Genomic DNA, 19,630 nt, shown 5'->3' on the forward strand with positions numbered 1-19,630 from the left:
AAAGAGAATGAAAGAGAAAATAACTAATGGACAAGTCATCATCGTTTTTACGGAACATCCGGTATTCGGCATATTACTGATTCCTTACATAGCGGAAAGACCGGGCGATGGCACGTTGCAGTTAGTAGAACAGGCTTTTCACGCTTCTCCCGAAGCTATGGAACGGATGAGTGAGGCGGAAAGACAGGCCATTGATATCGCCTCTCATTATACGGAGAAGTATCTGATGAGCAATTACTCCCGTGAAAAGACCGTTTCGCGTTTTCTACATAAATTATCTGAAGATCCTGAACGGATCAAAAACAGCATCCGTCCGTTTATTGAGAAGAAGTTGCAGGAGATGCTGACGTTGATACGCGAAAGCGGACTGCCTTTTTATCAAAAACAGGCTGGTAGTAAAATTCTATATGCTCACCACGCCTATCGGGTGCATGCTGATGATGTTGAGACTCGTGTAATCTTTCATGCCGACAGCAAAACATTCCGCTATCAGTTACAATGTTACGATGGCGGACAACCATTCTCCCTGACCGAACTGAAGCCCGTCACCGTACTGACTTCCTCGCCGGCAATTCTGCTATTGGGTATGGAGTTATATTTCTTTCCGCATATTGAGAGTACAAGAGTCTTGCCTTTTACAAAGAAAAAATCGATTAGTGTGAATGCTTCCCAGATTGAGAAGTATATAGATAACATTATGATTCCAATTGCACGCTATCATGAGATTGAAACTCACGGGCTGAATCTTATTGAAGAGGAATGTAGCTGCGAGGCATTATTATCTCTTGATACAATTCACGGCGAGCAGGTGCTACAACTTAGTTTTCGTTATGGCGACCAGGTATTTACACCAGATAGTGCCGCTGAAATGAAGAAAATCGTTTATCGGAAAGAATCCGGCGATGTTTTTTTCTTCCGGCGTAACATTATCGAAGAAGAGAAAGCAATTCAACTTTTAACGCAAGCCGGATTACAACTACTTGATACTTCTTTCAAATTATCGCCTAAAGCTAAGGAAAAAACGATTGGAGAATGGATTAACAATCACCGGGAAATGTTACAACTCTCCTTCCAACTTGTCAGCAGTATGGGGAATATGCCTTATTGTCTGGATGAGATCCGTATCGAACAAAGCTGTGAAGATGAAGTCGATTGGTTTGAATTGCATATCACGGTGGTTATCGGCACATTACGTATTCCCTTTTCCCGCTTTCGCAAACATATCCTGGAAGAAAAAAGAGAATATCAGTTGCCCGACGGCCGCATGATTCTCCTGCCTGAAGAATGGTTCAGCAAATATGTGAATCTATTGGAAATGGGAATGCAGACGGAAAAAGGAATCCGTGTGAGACGCACGCTCTTAGGTGCTGTACAGACAGCTTTAGGAGAAAATGCACTCAAACAGTTCCCGTCCCAAAAGCACATACACAACATTGCCGTGCCTAAAGCGCTCAAGGCAACATTGCGTCCTTACCAACAGAAAGGATTCTCATGGATGGTACATCTGCACAAACTAGGGTTTGGCGCATGCCTGGCAGATGACATGGGACTTGGAAAAACACTGCAAACCCTAACCTTACTGCAATACATATACAAGCCGTATGGGCATAAGCAGGCTGCCACCCTGATTGTCGTTCCTACATCGCTGCTTCACAACTGGCGACGGGAAACCAAACGTTTCACCGTTCTTTCAATGACAGAATACAATAATACCGTATCCATCCCCCAAGAGCACCCGAAGAAATTCTTTAATCAGTTTCATTTGGTTATTACTACGTATGGGATGATGCGGAACAATATCGATATACTCTCTTCTTACAATTTTGAATACATCGTACTCGACGAGAGCCAGAATATCAAGAATAGTGATTCACTCACTTTCCGTTCGGCCACCCGGTTGAGAAGCAATCACCGGCTTGTACTGACAGGTACTCCGATTGAGAACTCCCTCAAAGACCTATGGGCACAATTCCACTTCATACAACCGGACTTGCTGGGTACGGAGAGTGACTTCCAAAGACAATTCATAATTCCGCTCCGCCAGGGAAACACCCGTGTAGAGACACAGTTGCAACAACTGACCGCCCCCTTTATCCTTCGCAGAAGCAAAAAAGAAGTAGCTCCGGAACTTCCCGCGCTTACCGAGGAAACGATTTTCTGCGACATGACTGAAGAACAAGACACCTTGTATGAACAAGAGAAGAACAGCCTGCGCAACACCTTGCTTCAACATCCACAAAGTACGGACAAATTCCATTCATTCAATGTCTTGAACGGGATTCTGCGTTTACGTCAACTAGCTTGTCATCCACAGCTTATCTTACCTGACTTCACCGGACTGTCCGGAAAAACAACACAGATAATCGAAACATTCGATACGTTGCGAAGCGAAGGTCACAAAGTTCTGATTTTCTCGTCCTTCGTCAAGCATCTGGAAGTGTTGGCTGAAGCCTTCCAGGAACGTGGTTGGAAATATGCCCTGTTGACAGGAGCGACAAACAACCGTCCTTCCGAAATCGCCCATTTCACCGAACAAAAGGACGTACAGGCCTTTCTTATTTCCCTGAAAGCCGGTGGCGTGGGACTCAATCTCACTCAGGCTGACTATGTATTTATCATCGACCCCTGGTGGAATCCTGCCGTAGAATCCCAAGCCATCGCCCGCGCCCATCGTATCGGGCAGGAGAAACGGGTGATTGCTTATCGTTTCATTACTCAGAACAGTATAGAAGAAAAGATTCTCTACCTGCAAGATGAAAAGCGGAAACTCGCGGAAACATTTGTCACTGAAAGCGAAGTATTGCCTGCATTGAGCAATGAACAATGGGTAGACCTGCTTGAATAAGAAAAAGAGGCTTCATAATCCATCTTTTAGTATCCCATTCCAAACTGCCACAAAGGCAGCACATTCATGTACCCTCTCTCAATATCATCTTTTACTACATATCCTTTTTGCACATCCTGAATCTGTCTTTGTCCCTTTTTCTTCCCACCCACTTCAAAAGTCATATCATCAATCAAGAAATCAGAAACAGGCGAAGCCACCACATCCGAAAAGACACGAGCCTGATTCAGGAAGAAAGTCTCTCTGATATTTCCAATATTAGAATTTTCATGAGCCAGATTATATATCAGATTCGTATTATCCAAATAAACCTTATCCACCTTTCCTAATCCGTGTATACCGCCGGTAGCATCCCGCAATTGCGTTATCAGTCCTGCCTCTTCAATATAGAGACAATAATCGGAAATGTTATTACGGCTTACTTCAAGTATTTTAGCTATACTGCTAAAATTCGGTTTAAAGGGTACACTTTTAGCAATAATAGCAAGAAGTTGCTTCAGTTTCCGCCCGGTAGAGACATTCATATCCGCAAATTGAGGAATATCCGATTCCAAGGTTAAATTTAGAATCTGCCGTAAACGTATATCGTAATCATTCTCCAATGCAAAAGGATAGTAACCTTTTTGCAGATATTCATGAAAAAGCGGAAGTGGATGTTCCAAGCCGGGAATCTCCACCTTATGTGCTATAATATCCTGCAAACTATATATTTGCGAAGGAATATGATGGAATAATTGCAGAAATTCACGAAAAGAAAGCCCTTGCATCTGATACATTACAGCCCGACGGCTCAGGTCTGAGGCTCCCTTATTTATGTCTAATATTGACGAACCGGTAAAGACTACATGTAACTCTGAATGATAATCATAAATTAATTTAAGCTCTTTCGACCAATCCTTATATTTATGAATCTCATCAACAAACAAATACTTTCCGCCCATCTTCACAAAGTTGTCTGCCAAATCAAGCAAACGATGGCTGGCAAAGTAAAAGTCTTCTGCCGTCACATATAGAGACTCATTCAAGTCCAGGTTCTCCTTAATATGTTGCAACACAAGAGTCGTTTTCCCTACCCCTCTTGGCCCTGTAAGCCCTATCATACGACTTTCCCAATTTATCCTGGAATAAATATACCGGTGAAACTCAATATTAGTTTCCCGTATCATCTTGCTGAAATATTCAAATAATTTATCCATATCTCTTCGGTTTATAGACAAAGATACGATTATTTGCACTATTATAGTGCAATTTAAATCATTATTTGCACTATTATAGTGCAATTTAAATCAAAGTAGCATCTTTCTATACACAATCTTGCTAAAACACTTTTTTACCCTATCTTTGCACACAAAATAGCACTACATGAAATATAAACTTATCGTGCTTGATCTTGACGGCACACTCACTAATTCCCAAAAAGAGATTACTCCCCGCAATAAGGAGACATTGATACGTGTACAAGAACAGGGCGTCCGGTTAGTACTGGCATCGGGGCGACCGACTTATGGTATTGTACCGCTGGCAAACGAACTACGTATGAATGAATTCGGCGGATTCATCCTGTCTTATAACGGAGGAGAAATCATCAATTGGGAAACACAGGAAATGATATACGAAAATGTTCTCCCCAATGATATTGTTCCGGTGCTTTATGAAAGTGCGCGCGCTCACCATCTGAGCATATTGACTTATGACGGAGCAGAAATCGTGACCGAGAACTCCCAAGACCCGTATGTACAGAAAGAAGCTTTCCTGAATAAAATGGAAGTGCACGAAACGAACGATTTCCTGACAGACATCACACTGCCGGTAGCTAAATGCCTGATTGTAGGAGATGCCGACAAACTCATTCCACTGGAAGCCGAACTTTGTCTCCGGTTGCAAGGACGCATTAACGTCTTCCGTTCAGAACCCTATTTTCTCGAATTAGTCCCGCAGGGAATCGACAAAGCCTTGTCTCTCGGTGTCCTATTAAAAGAAATAGGAATAGGACGCGAAGAAATCATAGCCATAGGTGATGGTTACAACGATTTGTCGATGATAAAGTTTGCAGGATTAGGCATTGCCATGGGCAATGCACAGGAGCCGGTGAAAAAAGCGGCGGATTATATCACTTCAAGCAATGAAGAAGACGGCGTAGCCGAAGCAATCAATAAGTTTTTGCCCTGAAAGTTAACCCGTATCCCTAACGAAGATTTTTCCAGTAACAGCGAGGGCACCTTGCCTATTGGTGAATGTTGGATGCCGGAAGCGTAATATTGGATCAGTAGAATTTTAGTGGGGATATGCATATTTTTTTGCGATCTTAAAAAGGAGGAATTTTCTATCGGTTACTACTGATTCGAGCGTTTCAGTACTGAAATGAAACAAACTTATAGTGCGGTCGCCCTGGTTATTTTCAGGAATGTGGTTGCCCTTTATCAAATCCCCTGATATTCAAGCTACGCCAAGTTATCCCCATTCTTCATTCATATAATAAAACAAGGCACGGGCAAACCGGGGAAACCGCAGGAATACCCAGTAGAAAAACCAGAAGAGATAGCCGGTAAAGAGCACCGCCATCACGTAGGCCGTCCAGCCGTAGGGCAGGAAGTGCGCTAGCAATGCCAGCAGAGTGATGACGAGCAAACCTATGTAGCGGCGGCCTATCCACGGCATGGATTCGGGCAGGCAGTCGTAGTCGGAGGCTACGTCGTCGGACGTTTCGTTCACGGCATCCCAGCAGCAACAGTTCAGATTGTCGTATTCTTTGTAGAATAGCGGCGTGTACCAGCCGATGAGTGCCACCAGATGAACAGACTGAAGTACGGCAACCGCTTCGCCCCACGCCGGGAATACTGCATAGAAGACACACAGCACGGGCAAGGGCAGCAAATGGAGCAGATAGTTTTTACGACCGGTGGCAGTAGAGTCGCACAACCCCAACAGCAACCCGGTATGTGCCATGAAGAACAAGGTGAGACAAGCCGGGACGAGAGGCGATGCCCAGCCCCCCGCAGCACTCCCGTTGGAAGGGGATGCCGGACATAGCCCGAATCCGGCGGCAATGCCGAGGAAGATGTAAACCACCGCCAACACACGGCGTCCCCGGAGGTACGACTTGCTTCCGGTGTGCCTCATGCGGGGGATGGTGTCGTAGTCATTGTAGGGATAGAGAAACAATGCCATATAGCCGTACACGAAAAACTGTGCGGCGAAGCAGATTTCTATCATCCGGTCTATGTCGATGGTTGCTTCCATATAGGTATTGTTTTAATTGATTGATATTTCTCTTTCAGACCGCCGGAGTGTTTCAACTCGCTCCGCTGTTGGTTAGCTTGAGGTTCACCACCTGTTCCTTGCCGCCTTCCAGCCCGGTCAGCCCGGCAGGGACGGCGTAGGTGACGGTTCGGCCGCCGACGGTGATTTCTATCCACGGGGTTCCGGGAGTAATCGGCTGCGGCAGGAGGATGACGCGGAAGGTGTTGCCGGAAGCGGATTCCAAGGGGGGCTGTTTCATATCGCTTAATTTTAAGTTCTTAAATTTTAAGCGTTCAATATGAAAGAGGGTATTGGAGGATGGGATTATTTCAGGTATTGGTTCTCCTTTCTTATAGGCTGCTGTTTCGCTTGCAAAAGTACCGATTCGCTGCCGGATGGCCAAGTATCCCACTCGTTTTTTCCTTTCCATCTCCAATACAATCTTTCAAAGAACTCTTGTGCCCTTGCGGGGGCGGTAGCGGGGAGGGTTGCCGGGTTCCCGAAATTGAACTTTGGCGGTGCCAATGTTGAACTTCGACCGCCTCGAAGTTCAACTTCGGGAGTTATATTCTTACAGGGATACAGGGACTATCCCTTTTTTGCCCAGCCAACGATGTTTATGTAAAAATCGTTGTAATCCTCATCAGTCGAGTCTTCAATGCAAAAGCTATAAACTTGTCCTACCTTTCCGGCATGTGAATCGGTCACATTGTTGGCAGCGATGCTTTGATTTATCTCTGCGCTTTCAGGAATATCCACATACAGGTACAATACATCACCGATAAAATCATGATATCCTTGCCCCAATACCTGATAGGATGTGCTGCGGTTCGTTTTAGGATATTGGAAATACACTTTTCCTGCATTGTCCGTCAATGTAATTGTCCCGGTAAAAAGGCATTGGGAACATACTGCCCAGGCTATGTTATAGCCTTTCTTTATCTCTGTAAGCTTGAATTCTTTCTTTGCCATAACAATTCGGATTTTAAGAGTGTCGCTGCTGTAAATACTTTCAACTCGTGCTGTAGAGCAATGCGGAAAATCTCCTTGGCTTTCGCTTCGTCTATCTGCCTGCGATAACTTTCGAGCATGTTCGCCATCTGATAAGCTCCATCAGGCGTACCGCCGTTTCCTTCTATCCAGAAATAGTAAAGTCCGTCTTTCGGGGCTGTTTTGTCCAGTTCGTTGGCTATCCAGTTCCACAAATATTCGCAAGGCAGCATTACGCTGAACAGGTAGGGCGAATCAAGGTTTCCCGCCACAAATGCTTCATAGGCGGCGTATTCCTTGATTTCATCTCCGGGAATTACGCCTGAGGCTTCACGCACGTGCCACGTTTCGTGATAATAGGCATTGTATTCCTCATAACTGGTGTACTTGCCTTGCAGGAAGTCACCGCAAGCATCGTCCAAAGCGTGGGTCGCCGCTACCGCATAAGCATCCTGGGCCTTGAAGCAATAGTAAGCGTCCTGCACCATCAACGTTCCATAAGCATTCGGGTCGAGGTCGTTGTTCAGAATGCCTTTGAAGTATGCCGTTTCCAGCACTTGCCGTGCGATAGGCTCGCACTCCTGCCACATTTCCCAAAACAGGGCGTCCGGTGGCGGAGCATCAGAAGACAAGAGCTGTCCTCTCCTGCCCAATCTTTCTGCCACAACGGAAAAATCACGTCTGATATACCATTTGTTCATATCCATATATTTTATAATTATAGTTTTCAATATGCTTTCTTTCACTTCGCTCTGCCGGCCGGGCTGCTCCTTCTTATGGGAAGGTGATGCTCTTCCATTTCATGTTGTAGCCGTCGAGCACAGTCCATTCGTTACCGTTGGAGACTTTGGGGACGGCCATGCCGTCCTGCTTCTTATCGGCGTTCAGCACGAGGTCGCACATGGCGGGATTGAATGCGTTATCTCCGGTATGACCGGCGGTGGTTCTGTTCTGAAAAACGGCGTTACGCTCTATACTGCTGCCACTATCTATATCAACGAAATCTCCGGCTGCGGTGGCTTTTATCCAGGTGAGGCTGCTGCATCCCGTTACGATATAACTGCTGAACCGGGTACACATCGGTATTTCGAGCGTTTCGAGGCCCGTACATCCGAAGAAAGCATCATGGTCTATCGCTGTCACATGATCCAAAGTGAGTGCGGCTAATGAAGTGCATTCCCGAAATGCGCTCTCATCAATCCGGGTAACCTGCGAAAGATTCACCGTAGTCAGCGCAGCGCAACGGATAAAGGCATACTCTCCGATTACCTGCACGCCATCGGGCAGCGTCACCTCCTGCAAGGCGGTGCAATCCATAAAGGCGTTGCCGGGCAGTGTTGCCTCTGTTCCCCAGCCTGTCACTCCGCTGAGGTCGCATTTCATGATTTTTGTATTACCGGCAAATGTACCTCTGTTACCGCCCATTCCAATCTTGGAAAGTTCGCCCGTCAGCTTGATTTCGGTGTAGCCTGCGTCGATGGCGGCAAGGATGGTTAGCTGTGCTCCGTCGGCGGTCATGGAGGTCATGTCGATGTCGCCGGAGGTGGGGGGTGTGAAATTTTTCGGGCGCAGCTTGATTTGATGATCCGCCGGGTCGAGGTAAAGCTCGAAGTTGCCGTCGTATTTCTTCATCTGCTCTCCATAGAGGCTGACTATTGACTCCGGATTCACTTTCAAATGGTCGCAGTCCGCTTGCGTCAGTTGGTTACCGTCGGTTCCTTGGGCGATGGAGGTTATGCCGATCAGCTGGAGCTTGAGGTGCACATCACCCGTGAGGGCTTTCGGAACGGAGATAAGGGGGGAGGAAACGGGCGTAGTGCGCTGTAGATCTATGTAAGCCCCGTCGGCGGTCTTTCCCCCGTTCAGCACGAGGGTGGAGCCCTCCCCGACTCTTGCACAGCTCGAACTGCCTGCCGCGTAAGACAATTCGCAGCCGTCACCCAGTTCCAATGCTGCTTTCTCGCCGAAAGCCAGAATCATAGATTGAACCCCGTCCAATGTCACGTTCCCGCCCAGCGTAATCCTGCCGTTGAAAACACCTACCATGGCAGAATATGAGTTCGGATCTTGAACCAGCTTGATATTGGTGAATTCGATATAAACGGCATCGGCGTCGACTTTGTTATTTCCGAGGAAGTAATAGCTGCCGTTTTCCCAGGTGAGGGTGTGTCCGCCGCCGTCTATCTTGAAGTAGTCGCTGCCGTTTATGAATGTGCCGCTGCTACTATCTCCTCCTGCGGGTACCGTGATGTCGGCGCCCAGCGTGACAAGTGTCGGGGCCTCGGCCGAGGTGCCGCCCGTCTGCAGGGCGTCGAGCAGGGCGTCGTAGGTGGTGACGGTGATACCTTCCGGCACGGCATCCGCTACCGTCACTTCGCAGGTGGCCTGTTTGCCGCCTGCCGTGGCGGTGATGGTGGCGTTTCCGGCTGCCACAGCCGTAACGAGGCCACTGTCGTCCACCGTTGCGGCAGCGGTGTTGCCGCTCTTCCACACGACGTTCTTATCAGCGGCATCTTCGGGAGTAACCATTACGGTGAGTCGTCCGGTTTCGCCTACGGTCAGTTCCAAAGTAGGTTTATCCAGTGTTATGCCCGATACGGCTACCGGATTGTCGTCTTCGCTGCACGCTGCCAACAGCGCCGCCGCCGACAGGAATAATGTCAAGAATTTCGTTTTCATAAGTTCCTTACTGTATTAGGTTGATCATATTAGTTGGTATAATAGTGTTTTTATATAGGATGCCTTGCGGCTGTTTTTCGTGCAGAAAAAGGAAGAGACCGGTTACTGAAGAACCTTTCATATCGCACGAAAATATAACATGTAATCAATTATTGCAAATAAAATCAATTGTCTTTCGTTCAAACTAATGAAAGACAATTTTTTACATGCTGAAAAGCAGGAAAACCAACGAAAGACAATTTTCAATTAACGAAAGACAATTTTATCCAAGCAGGAGAAACAGTGTGGCAATCGAGGAAATTCAGAAAAAAAACAGACACATCATTCACCGGTAATCTGATGCTTCGATTTTCGCCGCATCAGTGTCCTTTAAGCAGATTTGTCTGCAATAAGTTTTGGGGGTCATTTCCATCATTTTTTTGAAATCCCTGTTGAAATTACCGCTATTGTTATACCCTACCATTTCACATACCTCTTCTATCGTATATCCGGGATTTTCAGTAAACAGACGGGCTGCCTCGCGCAAACGAAGTTCCTTGCGCCACGGGCGGAAGTCCATTCCGTAATGGTCTTTCATATATTGCCGGAAGAATGATTGGGGTACCCCGAAAGAATCGACCACGATGCAGGAAGGGATATCCTTCTCACAGTATTCTTTCTCATCCACGTATTTCTGTAATCTTTCTTTTAATAGCTGTTCCTTTGTAAGAAAAATAGTTTCCGGCGTCTCCTTGTCCTCTTTTACAGACTTGCCTGTTTCGACCATGTCTGTTTCTATCGGGGTTGCATAAACCTTTGCTTCGGGTGGAGCAGCCGCAATGACCGGAATCGCAAATTTCATCCTGCGATAGTAGTTGACGAACCACATCACCATGAAACTGTAATAAAGCACATACAGTGGAACAAAGAACTTGTACCAGTCGGTAAAAAACAAGACGGATATGGCCATGACCCCAACAGCCAATGCACTATAAAATCCGGTCTTTACCCATGTCAGACGGTTCTCCCCGTCCTCGTCATAGTAGTCCTCCACCTCTTGTACCGTCTTGCGGTAAGCCTGCGTGAATTTTCGGGTATAGATAATCAACTGGATAATATAAGCGGCGATGCCCGTATAAAAGAACCACAAATAATAATCTGTAAAACAAAACAAGGTGATAAACAGGGTTGCACCTGCCACCGCAATAGCTCCGGCCTGTCGGAACACCATGCTCCATCTGACTTCACCCGGACGTATGAAAACCAACATGGACATGGTAAAAAGAAGAGCCTGAAACGATGCCACAAAAAGCGTACTGGCAGGTTCAATACGACGGTCATAACCCGTAAAGCAGCATACCAGACTGAGAAGGGCGAGTACAAAATAAGAGGGCACAAGGATATTACGGGCCTTCCGTAACTTCTCCAATCCGTCTTCCGGCAGTATCGTTGTAGTTGCCAGCATACCTCCCAGCATCGCTATCATGAAAGCCGAAGCTCCCATCAGGATTTTATATGTTGTTTCATTCATGTGTTCAGATCATTAGGATTACAAAATTAGTCTTTTTTGCATTTCGTGCCAAATAATTGGTTGTGAAACCAATCGTTTTTCGGTGTGAAACACTTTGTTCCAATAAGGGAAAATAAATCAAGACTATAAATGAACCTGTCAAAGATGGGGCGCATATTCAGATTTTATACTAACTTTGCGCTTCCAATAGAACAAATATAAAAGGTTATGGAACATCAACTTACCATTTACAACACGTTAGATAGAAAGAAAGAGTTGTTCGTGCCGCTTCATGCGCCCCATGTAGGAATGTATGTATGTGGGCCAACCGTATACGGTGACGCTCATTTGGGACATGCACGCCCGTCCATCACATTCGACGTACTCTTCCGTTATCTCACTCATCTAGGATATAAAGTGCGTTATGTACGTAATATTACCGACGTAGGTCATTTGGAGCATGACGCCGACGAAGGAGAAGACAAGATTGCCAAAAAAGCACGTCTGGAAGAACTGGAGCCGATGGAAGTAGTCCAGTATTACCTGAACCGCTATCATAAGGCAATGGAAGCGCTCAACGTACTTTCGCCAAGTATCGAGCCGCATGCTTCGGGACATATCATCGAACAAATCCAACTGGTACAGAAGATTCTGGATGCCGGATACGCTTACGAAAGCGAAGGTTCCGTTTACTTCGACGTAGCCAAATACAATAAAGACCATCACTACGGAAAATTGTCCGGACGCAATCTGGACGACGTATTGAATACCACCCGCGACCTTGACGGACAAAGCGAGAAGCGCAATCCCGCCGATTTCGCCCTCTGGAAAAAGGCACAACCGGAACATATCATGCGCTGGCCGTCTCCCTGGAGCGACGGTTTTCCCGGATGGCATGCCGAATGTACCGCTATGGGACGTAAGTATCTTGGCGAGCATTTCGATATTCACGGCGGTGGAATGGACTTGATTTTCCCTCACCACGAATGTGAAATCGCACAGTCGGTAGCTTCGCAAGGTGACGACATGGTTCACTACTGGATGCACAACAACATGATTACCATCAACGGAACAAAGATGGGCAAATCACTCGGTAACTTCATCACACTGGACGAATTCTTCAACGGCACTCATAAGTTACTGGCACAAGCCTACACTCCGATGACTATCCGTTTCTTCATCCTGCAAGCTCATTACCGTAGTACGGTCGATTTCAGTAATGAAGCACTGCAAGCATCGGAAAAGGGTCTGCAACGCCTGATGGAAGCCATTGACGCATTGGAAAAGATAACTCCCGCAGCAGCGACTTCAGCAGGTATTAACGTAAAAGAACTGCGTGCCAAGTGCTATGAAGCAATGAATGATGACCTAAATACTCCTATCGTCATTGCACAACTTTTTGAAGGCGCCCGTATCATCAACAATATCATCGCCGGAAATGCTACTATTTCCGCCGAAGATTTGAAAGACTTGAAAGAGACTTTCCACCTGTTCAGCTTCGACATCATGGGACTGAAAGAAGAAAAAGGCTCATCCGATGGTCGTGAGGCAGCATACGGCAAGGTAGTAGATATGTTGCTGGAACAGCGTATGAAAGCGAAAGCCAATAAGGATTGGGCTACTTCCGATGAAATCCGTAATACATTGACTGCACTCGGATTCGAGGTCAAAGATACGAAAGACGGTTTCGAGTGGAGACTGAATAAATAAGGCAAGAAGCAGTGCACTTCATTGTGCAGACTAAAAATAAAGAAGACCGGCTCACCACGAACCGGTCTTCTCTTTTTTCATAGAAACATATAATAACTAATACCCCTTTAAAGTTGTTTCTCTTACTTATTCACTAATCACTTATTATCCATTAGTATCTCAACAGGTTGTCCATGCTGGCAAGTCACTGACAATACAGTATTTTCCCCTTGTTGTTCCAACTGAACATTCTCCATTGGGTTCGTTAATGTCCAATGTCCTTTAAGACGTATTTCCTTACGAATAGGGCGACTAGGCTCTTTTGTCGTATAAGCCTTTTCTTTGATGTTCAAGTTCGGGTCGCAGATACTCAATCGAATACCTTTGGCTGATTCTTTGGCATACATCACCATCGTTTCCGCAGGAATAGAAGCTATCAACTTGTCACTTTCAGGCTGATAAGTCCCAAAAGCAGCATAGGCTGTAATACCTGTTTTCTTATCATACACAACATGAGCAGTCTGATCGCGCTGTAAAACTTCATAGGCAGGAGCTTTACGAAGTTCATCCAAATCAGAATCAGAGGGTTGTATCAGAACCATATACTCGTATGTTCCATCCTTCGGAGCCTTACCATGCTCTATCCACGCAGAAGAGAATGTTCCTTTTGTCACCGCACGAGTCTTTTCATGACGTGATTCCTGCTCCGCAACTTGTGTACGAACATTTCCGTCAACCACGTGATAATAATTATCATAGCCATCATGCAGCCAATAATTATCATCTCCTACTTTAGAATCTTTTCCATTGTACTTTGTCTGGAAAAGGGTCGTTTCCGTAGGATAATCCGCGTTGCTATTGGTTATGCCTGTCCCCATGCAAATCATCCGGTTGTCAAAACAAAATACTGATTTACGGGCAACAAAGTCAGGCGTAAAGTTCTCATAACCTCTTTCCATCAGTTTCATGGCAAACATACCGTTTTTACCATCCAGCGAACTGCTACCCGAAAAGTTCTCTTTGGAATGAGCCATTGTGGTTCCTTTCAGCGGACTATCCAACAGTTCGAAAGGTAAGTGAATGGTAGTCGTACCCGGCAAACGGTTCCAGTCCCAGCCTTCCTGTACAAAACCGCTTCCGGCACGGGATACGGGGTTTCCTTTTCCCATAATCTGTACCGAGCCATAACTTTGGTAACGTCCATAACGATTATCTTTCACATAGATTTCAGAACCCCATACATCAGTCGTATATCCTTTCAGTGTCACCATCCAATCCGCACGGCGGAAAATACCTGCCGAACCGTAGTTATAAACAAAGAATCCTTGTGGAGCTTGGGCGGTTTTGATGCCTTCTTTCTTAAAGAAACGTGCATTCGGAGTATCTCCATTGCGTACAAGACGTAGATAATCAGCAGCCAGACCACGGTCGAACGTATTCCCCTGACCTGACAAATCGCCCGACAAAGCAATATTGGCAAATGCTTCAATATCATCGCTCCCCATTTTTCCACCAAAAGGATGACGACCACTGATACCTATCCCCCACTCATAAAGATTACAATAATTACGCATGGCGATAAAAGCGGACTTCATATGCCGGCGGGCATCTTCCGTAAGCTCAAAACCTGTGCCATTGGTGAAGGCTATAAATTGTCCCACCGTAGCCAGTACTCCGGTTGTATATCCCGGATAAAAGCCACCGTGATGGAAAGTAGTGCCGTCTACCTTTATACCACCAATCGTTCCCGACGTATATCGCAAGGAAGAAGACAGCCAGCGTGACAAACCGCCCAACGCTTGCTCCTGTTCCCTTGCATCGGGAAACATCATGGCGGAAATAAACTTCGCCATCAGCAATGTATGCCAGGAATCCAACAACTCATCACGCGTTGGTGAACATGGTTGGCGAGTCTCCTGCAAAGCAGCCCAGAAACGCAGTGTAGACAGATAAGCATCACGGTGAGCATGTTTATAAATCACATCACGCATCAACCAGGCAGTGGTATATATCTTACGGATCTGATAACCATAATGATGATTCGTTCCCATACCGCTGCCGAATGCAAACCCTTGATCTATGGCATAGTCGAATACTGTAAAGTAATTCTTCCTTGATATTTCATTCTGATTATAATAGGCATCAAGCGCAAAACCGGAAAGCATGGTCTCAATATCATTCCATGACATCTCTCCTTTTTTCTTATCCAGCTCATCGGGAGCAACAATAGGAGCCCCCACAAAACCTGTCCCGGCAGCAGACGGATGAATGGCTGCTTTCTCAAACGTTTTGTAGGCTGCATTAATCTGCCCTTGCGGTACTTTTTTCACTTCCAGAAAGTCCGTCAAACGTTGTTCGATAGTTTTCAGGTCTTTCTTCTGTTGACTGGTCAATTTAGAGGATAATGGAGTATCATAAGATTGCTGTTCCCATTTCCATACGAGACACCAGTGCCAGAGGTCACGATTAGACAAGCCGTTATTGGACGGCAACTGCTGGTCGGGAGTAGTGCGAAGATTCATCTTCTTCTCAGGAAAAGTCAGACGGTCAAGGAAAATACGTCCTTTCCGTTGAGGAGCAACCAACCGGTAAGCAACGATATTCTTGTCGTTCTTCTCTCCTTTCATATACTCGAAAGAAATCCAGCACGCACGCCAACCGGCTGCCTGCAAATGATAAGAGAACCAATAAGAGACTTCGCCCGCCTTATTCAGAAACTCGAAACGAATAGAATCCTGCTGCGGTTTCTCATTATAAATCCACAAAGTAATGCCGAACTGCTTCTCTTTCTTCGCATTGAGTGATAAAGGAGAGATTTGAACATTTAAAGCAGAACCGGGTTGAAAATCCCATTCTAGGCTGCTCTCCCCTTCTTTATAAAAGAGAGAGGATGCTTTCAGTTCTCCTTTTCCCGAAACGTTGAACACTTCGGGGACTCCGTCTTCAAAGCCGATGAATTGGGCAAAAGCGGAAGAGATACTTCCAAGCAATAATAGTATAATGAAACAAGTATTTTTCATTCAATCGCATATTAATTTTTAGACAGAAGAACATAAGAACAAAAGATAGAACAATAATTCTATAAACAGCAAAAATAACTATCTAAACACAGCCTTTATATTCTTTTGTTTTTCTGTCTAAATTAAATTTTCATTCAACTACATAGGTTTCTGTTAATAAGGAATTCTGTCCGACAGAATCTTTTCCGTGTACCAAGGGTCGTTAATTTCCTTCAGCATAGTACCCATTTCGCGATAGAGTTGCTCCACTACTTCCTTATTTTCTTCCAAAGGCAGGTTGTGCAACTGATAAGGATCATTCAAGTCATCAAACAGAAGGCTCTTCTTTAGCTGCTTCGTATTGCGGTCGATATATAAGGCTAAGGTATATTGTGCGGTCTTGATACCTCTCGAAGAAGGGAAATAAGTCTGTACCAATCCGTTTTCATCCTTTTCACCGTCCAGATTCTGGATATACAGCGCACCCGTCGGGCGGACAATTTCCGCCTTTTCATCGAAGAAAAGAGGAGCGAAGTTACGCCCTTGCACTTCTGCCGGAATAGAATCACCCAATCCGCACAAGCCAAGCACAGTAGGCATAATATCCGGTGATGAAAGCAGCAAGTCATCTACTCCCGGTTGAATCTTGCCCGGGAAACGCACGATAAACGGAATATTCATTGATTCGGAGTAAGGCGAGTTCTTCGGGTCTTCGGTACGCTGGCTGCACATCGTCTCGCCATGGTCGGAAGCGAAGATAACAACCGTATTCTTATCCAGTCCCAAGTCTTTCAGCGTTTCCAGAATCTGACCGAAGGCACGGTCAACTCCCGTTACGGAAGCAAAATAGTAACGGGCAGATTCTGCCTTTTTCATCTTCAGGTCTACGTTCGGACGAACCAGCAAGCTATCCAAAGGTTTATCCTTGTAAAGGTTGAAATCCTGCTCTTCACAGTCGTCCAAAGAACGATACGGACTATGAGGCGGGTTCATGCCTACCATAATAAAGAAAGGCTTCTTTGTATCGCGCACGTTACCCTCATTTTTCAAATATGAAACCACCTTGCCCGATTCATGCAAAGGCGACCATTCTTTCGGGTCGTGTCTCTTGCCGTCCGTATCCCAATAGTGAGGATTCTTATGTTCATCAAACGTACCGTAAGAATACCAGTAGTTAAATCCGTGACGACGTTCTTTCGGAGTATAGGCATCCCATGCCGGACGTTTGGATTCTACATATTGTCCCGGATGTTCGGGGTCGTTCGGGGTCGGAAAATCGGCATGAAGTTTTCCGAAATAAGCACAGTCATAACCGGCTTTACTGAACACATCACCGATACATTCAGCGTCTTCACGCAAAGAACTGATGGGACGCGTAGAATTACAGTTCAAAGGCACGCCGCTCCGGTTGGGATACATGCCGGTCAATAACATTCCACGATGAGGACTACTCAGCGGGCAGTTGCTCTGTGCAGAAGACAACACCATGGATTCGCGGGCAAATGCATCCAGATTGGGGGTATGAACAGGATCGCCCTGAAAATTCACTTTATTCCGGAATCCGTCCTGACTCCAGAATCCCATTGCCTGGTTACGGTATTGGTCGGGAAATACATAGATAATATTGGGATGCTCAGCTTGTTCCACAACTTGCTTCGGGGCCTTGCAACCCTGTGCCGCAAACAAAGTCAGACCACCTACCAAAAGGTTTATAGGTTTATTCATGATAATGATAGTTAACGATAAACGGTTTATAATAAAGATAATAAACAAATGAACGGTGAACGATGGACAAGCTATATACAGAAGCCTATGTTCATCATTTACCGTTCACTGTACATATCAATGAGATTTATTTCTTTTCGAGATCTCTTTTGCGCATCAGCGCTTCCAGGAAGTAATAGTCGGCATAGTTCAGAGGAACATCAATTTCCTGACCGTGAGGAATACTGCCCACCGAATGCATCAGGATAAAGTTGCCGTTGGTACCCACCTCTGCACGATAAGCGGGCGAACCCAGGCTTACCATAATCTTATCAGCAGTTTCCTTGTACTGGTTGCCCGGCAGATAACCGTCCAATTCGTAAAGGGCAGAAGCTGTACAAGCCGCAGCGGAAGCGTCACGTGGTTCATTCGGAATATTCGGTGCATCATAGTCCCAATAAGGAACGAGGTCTTCCGGCAGATTCTTGTTGTTAAAGATAAAATTATATACCTTTTGAGCCTGGTCGAGATATTTCTTGTCTTTCGTATAGCGATAGCAAGTAGTATATCCGTAAAGAGCCCAAGCCTGTCCGCGAGCCCAAGCCGATTCATCAGCATATCCCTGTGCAGTTTGTCTCTTGCGCACTTCTCCGGTTTCGGGATCGTAGTCTACGACATGATAGCAACTGTTGTCCGGACGGAAATGGTGTGCCATAGTCGTATCGGCATGTTTTACTGCAATATTGTAGAAAGTAGAATCACCGGAGAAAGCTGTTGCTTCGAACAACAGTTCGAGATTCATCATATTATCAATAATCACCGGACATTTCCATCCACGTGTTCCCTGCCAGCCTTTATCTGCATCCCATGACTGGATAACACCTGCATTCGGACGGAAACGGGTAGAGAGTGACTTGGCTGCTTCGACAATCACATCCTTATATTCTTTCTTGTCAGCCAGACGGTATCCGTTCAGATAGCTGCAACCAATCATAAATCCTACGTCATGATGCCATTTCAGATACTTCACAGAATCAAGAGCTTCCGTATATTTTTCAGCCAGCGGCAACCATTTCTTATCTCCGGTCAGGTTATAAGTCAACCACATGCTACCAGGATAGAAACCAGAACACCAATCTTCAATAGGTATATAAGATATACTGCCGTCTTCGTTGATAGTTCTCGGATTCAGAACCTTGCCGGATTTCTCGATAATATCCGTTTGAATCGTGTTCTGTGCCACTGCGTTGTCGATGTTGTCCTGAATAAAGTCTACTTCAAGCTTTTTTTGTCCACCGCAACTCGTAAAGATCAAAAGGGAAAATCCTAATGCGCTAAGAATTGTTTTCATAATACAGGGATTATTTGTTAAGTGATTAATTTTCTTGATTGCAAAAATAGTGCATTTCAAGAGAATAGACCGACCTAAATAATCCAAATGAGGGACAATTTTGGTACATTTGCAAAAGAAATATCGAAATACAATAAATATATTATGAGCCCACAAGAATTCTTCAAAAACGACCTTTTCGCTGAAAATGCAGGTGTAGTCCTGCTGGAAGTACGCAAAGGATACAGCAAAGCCAAGTTGGAAATAATGCCCGAACATCTGAATGCAGGTGCCCGTACACAAGGCGGAGCCATCTTTACGTTGGCAGACCTCGCTCTCGCAGCAGCCGCCAACTCGCATGGCACACTCGCCTTCTCCCTTTCATCCACTATCACTTTCTTACGTGCAAGCGGCCCGGGTAACACTCTTTATGCCGAAGCACGCGAACGCTACATCGGCCGGAGCACAGGTTGCTATCAGGTAGATATTACCAATCAGAATGGAGATTTGATTGCCACTTTTGAATCCAGTGTATTCAGGAAAGACCAGAAAGTACCTTTTGAGGTAGAAGAATAAAAAGAAATCAAAGTAAACCGTTAATATATATATATCAGGCACGGATTTCGCGGATTACACGGTTACAATTAAATAAAAACCGTGTAATC

Annotated in this window: 14 protein-coding genes; 4 read left to right on the forward strand and 10 right to left on the reverse strand. The window is 45.6% G+C overall.

Annotation, left to right across the window (positions count from 1 at the left end):
* Positions 1–7: 7 nt before the first annotated feature.
* Complete coding sequence (locus BQ7997_RS13570) at positions 8–2,845, forward strand: DEAD/DEAH box helicase (RefSeq protein WP_073346893.1); 2,838 nt, start codon at positions 8–10, stop codon at positions 2,843–2,845.
* Positions 2,846–2,871: 26 nt separating this feature from the next.
* On the opposite strand, the gene BQ7997_RS13575 is transcribed toward BQ7997_RS13570, so the two are convergent.
* Complete coding sequence (locus tag BQ7997_RS13575) at positions 2,872–4,041, reverse strand: ATP-binding protein (RefSeq protein WP_073346894.1); 1,170 nt, start codon at positions 4,039–4,041, stop codon at positions 2,872–2,874.
* 166 nt (positions 4,042–4,207) lie between these two features.
* Here BQ7997_RS13575 and BQ7997_RS13580 point away from each other — a divergent pair, with 166 nt between their 5' ends.
* Positions 4,208–5,014 (forward strand): Cof-type HAD-IIB family hydrolase, encoded by an 807-nt coding sequence (locus BQ7997_RS13580; protein WP_022137005.1) that lies wholly within the window; start codon positions 4,208–4,210, stop codon positions 5,012–5,014.
* A gap of 282 nt (positions 5,015–5,296) precedes the next feature.
* Here BQ7997_RS13580 and BQ7997_RS13585 read toward each other — a convergent pair whose 3' ends face one another.
* The 6 genes from BQ7997_RS13585 to BQ7997_RS13610 all read right to left on the reverse strand — a co-directional run bounded on the left by BQ7997_RS13585 (position 5,297) and on the right by BQ7997_RS13610 (position 11,264).
* Entirely contained in the window at positions 5,297–6,085 is a 789-nt protein-coding gene (locus BQ7997_RS13585; RefSeq protein WP_073346895.1) for a hypothetical protein, read from the reverse strand.
* 52 nt (positions 6,086–6,137) lie between these two features.
* Positions 6,138–6,515 (reverse strand): fimbrillin family protein, encoded by a 378-nt coding sequence (locus BQ7997_RS13590; protein ID WP_073346896.1) that lies wholly within the window; start codon positions 6,513–6,515, stop codon positions 6,138–6,140.
* Positions 6,516–6,673: 158 nt separating this feature from the next.
* The gene (locus BQ7997_RS25740) at positions 6,674–7,057 is read right to left on the reverse strand and encodes a hypothetical protein (protein WP_073346897.1); all 384 of its coding nucleotides are present in this window, start codon (positions 7,055–7,057) and stop codon (positions 6,674–6,676) included.
* Positions 7,024–7,782, reverse strand: coding sequence for a hypothetical protein (locus BQ7997_RS13600; RefSeq protein WP_073346898.1), 759 nt, complete (start codon positions 7,780–7,782; stop codon positions 7,024–7,026). Before BQ7997_RS13600 ends, BQ7997_RS25740 begins: the two co-directional genes overlap by 34 nt.
* Positions 7,783–7,849: 67 nt before the next feature.
* Positions 7,850–9,754 (reverse strand): leucine-rich repeat protein, encoded by a 1,905-nt coding sequence (locus tag BQ7997_RS13605; RefSeq protein ID WP_073346899.1) that lies wholly within the window; start codon positions 9,752–9,754, stop codon positions 7,850–7,852.
* Between the two features lie 325 nt (positions 9,755–10,079).
* Entirely contained in the window at positions 10,080–11,264 is a 1,185-nt protein-coding gene (locus tag BQ7997_RS13610; RefSeq protein ID WP_073346900.1) for an AraC family transcriptional regulator, read from the reverse strand.
* A 207-nt stretch (positions 11,265–11,471) separates the two neighbouring features.
* Here BQ7997_RS13610 and cysS point away from each other — a divergent pair, with 207 nt between their 5' ends.
* Positions 11,472–12,953 carry a cysteine--tRNA ligase gene (cysS, locus tag BQ7997_RS13615; RefSeq protein WP_044655556.1) on the forward strand — a complete coding sequence of 494 codons (1,482 nt, stop codon included), beginning with the start codon at positions 11,472–11,474 and terminating at the stop codon, positions 12,951–12,953.
* A gap of 137 nt (positions 12,954–13,090) precedes the next feature.
* Here cysS and BQ7997_RS13620 read toward each other — a convergent pair whose 3' ends face one another.
* From BQ7997_RS13620 to BQ7997_RS13630, 3 genes are all read right to left on the reverse strand, one after another.
* Positions 13,091–15,952 (reverse strand): chondroitinase family polysaccharide lyase, encoded by a 2,862-nt coding sequence (locus BQ7997_RS13620; protein WP_073346901.1) that lies wholly within the window; start codon positions 15,950–15,952, stop codon positions 13,091–13,093.
* 153 nt (positions 15,953–16,105) lie between these two features.
* Positions 16,106–17,656, reverse strand: coding sequence for a sulfatase family protein (locus BQ7997_RS13625; protein ID WP_073346902.1), 1,551 nt, complete (start codon positions 17,654–17,656; stop codon positions 16,106–16,108).
* 127 nt (positions 17,657–17,783) lie between these two features.
* On the reverse strand, positions 17,784–18,986 hold the full coding sequence (locus BQ7997_RS13630) for a glycoside hydrolase family 88 protein (protein WP_073346903.1): 1,203 nt from the start codon (positions 18,984–18,986) through the stop codon (positions 17,784–17,786).
* A gap of 144 nt (positions 18,987–19,130) precedes the next feature.
* On the opposite strand from BQ7997_RS13630, the gene BQ7997_RS13635 reads away from it, so the two are divergent.
* Entirely contained in the window at positions 19,131–19,541 is a 411-nt protein-coding gene (locus tag BQ7997_RS13635; RefSeq protein WP_073347416.1) for a PaaI family thioesterase, read from the forward strand.
* Positions 19,542–19,630 lie beyond the last annotated feature (89 nt).

This window comes from Bacteroides congonensis (assembly GCF_900130125.1).
GTDB lineage: Bacteria > Bacteroidota > Bacteroidia > Bacteroidales > Bacteroidaceae > Bacteroides > Bacteroides congonensis.

Coding starts and splice junctions, on each gene's coding strand:
- BQ7997_RS13570 (WP_073346893.1), top strand. CDS start 8: ATGAAAGAGAAAATAACTAATGGACAAGTCATCATCGTTTTTACGGAA.
- BQ7997_RS13575 (WP_073346894.1), bottom strand. CDS start 4,041: ATGGATAAATTATTTGAATATTTCAGCAAGATGATACGGGAAACTAAT.
- BQ7997_RS13580 (WP_022137005.1), top strand. CDS start 4,208: ATGAAATATAAACTTATCGTGCTTGATCTTGACGGCACACTCACTAAT.
- BQ7997_RS13585 (WP_073346895.1), bottom strand. CDS start 6,085: ATGGAAGCAACCATCGACATAGACCGGATGATAGAAATCTGCTTCGCC.
- BQ7997_RS13590 (WP_073346896.1), bottom strand. CDS start 6,515: ATGGAAAGGAAAAAACGAGTGGGATACTTGGCCATCCGGCAGCGAATC.
- BQ7997_RS25740 (WP_073346897.1), bottom strand. CDS start 7,057: ATGGCAAAGAAAGAATTCAAGCTTACAGAGATAAAGAAAGGCTATAAC.
- BQ7997_RS13600 (WP_073346898.1), bottom strand. CDS start 7,782: ATGGATATGAACAAATGGTATATCAGACGTGATTTTTCCGTTGTGGCA.
- BQ7997_RS13605 (WP_073346899.1), bottom strand. CDS start 9,754: ATGAAAACGAAATTCTTGACATTATTCCTGTCGGCGGCGGCGCTGTTG.
- BQ7997_RS13610 (WP_073346900.1), bottom strand. CDS start 11,264: ATGAATGAAACAACATATAAAATCCTGATGGGAGCTTCGGCTTTCATG.
- cysS (WP_044655556.1), top strand. CDS start 11,472: ATGGAACATCAACTTACCATTTACAACACGTTAGATAGAAAGAAAGAG.
- BQ7997_RS13620 (WP_073346901.1), bottom strand. CDS start 15,952: ATGAAAAATACTTGTTTCATTATACTATTATTGCTTGGAAGTATCTCT.
- BQ7997_RS13625 (WP_073346902.1), bottom strand. CDS start 17,656: ATGAATAAACCTATAAACCTTTTGGTAGGTGGTCTGACTTTGTTTGCG.
- BQ7997_RS13630 (WP_073346903.1), bottom strand. CDS start 18,986: ATGAAAACAATTCTTAGCGCATTAGGATTTTCCCTTTTGATCTTTACG.
- BQ7997_RS13635 (WP_073347416.1), top strand. CDS start 19,131: ATGAGCCCACAAGAATTCTTCAAAAACGACCTTTTCGCTGAAAATGCA.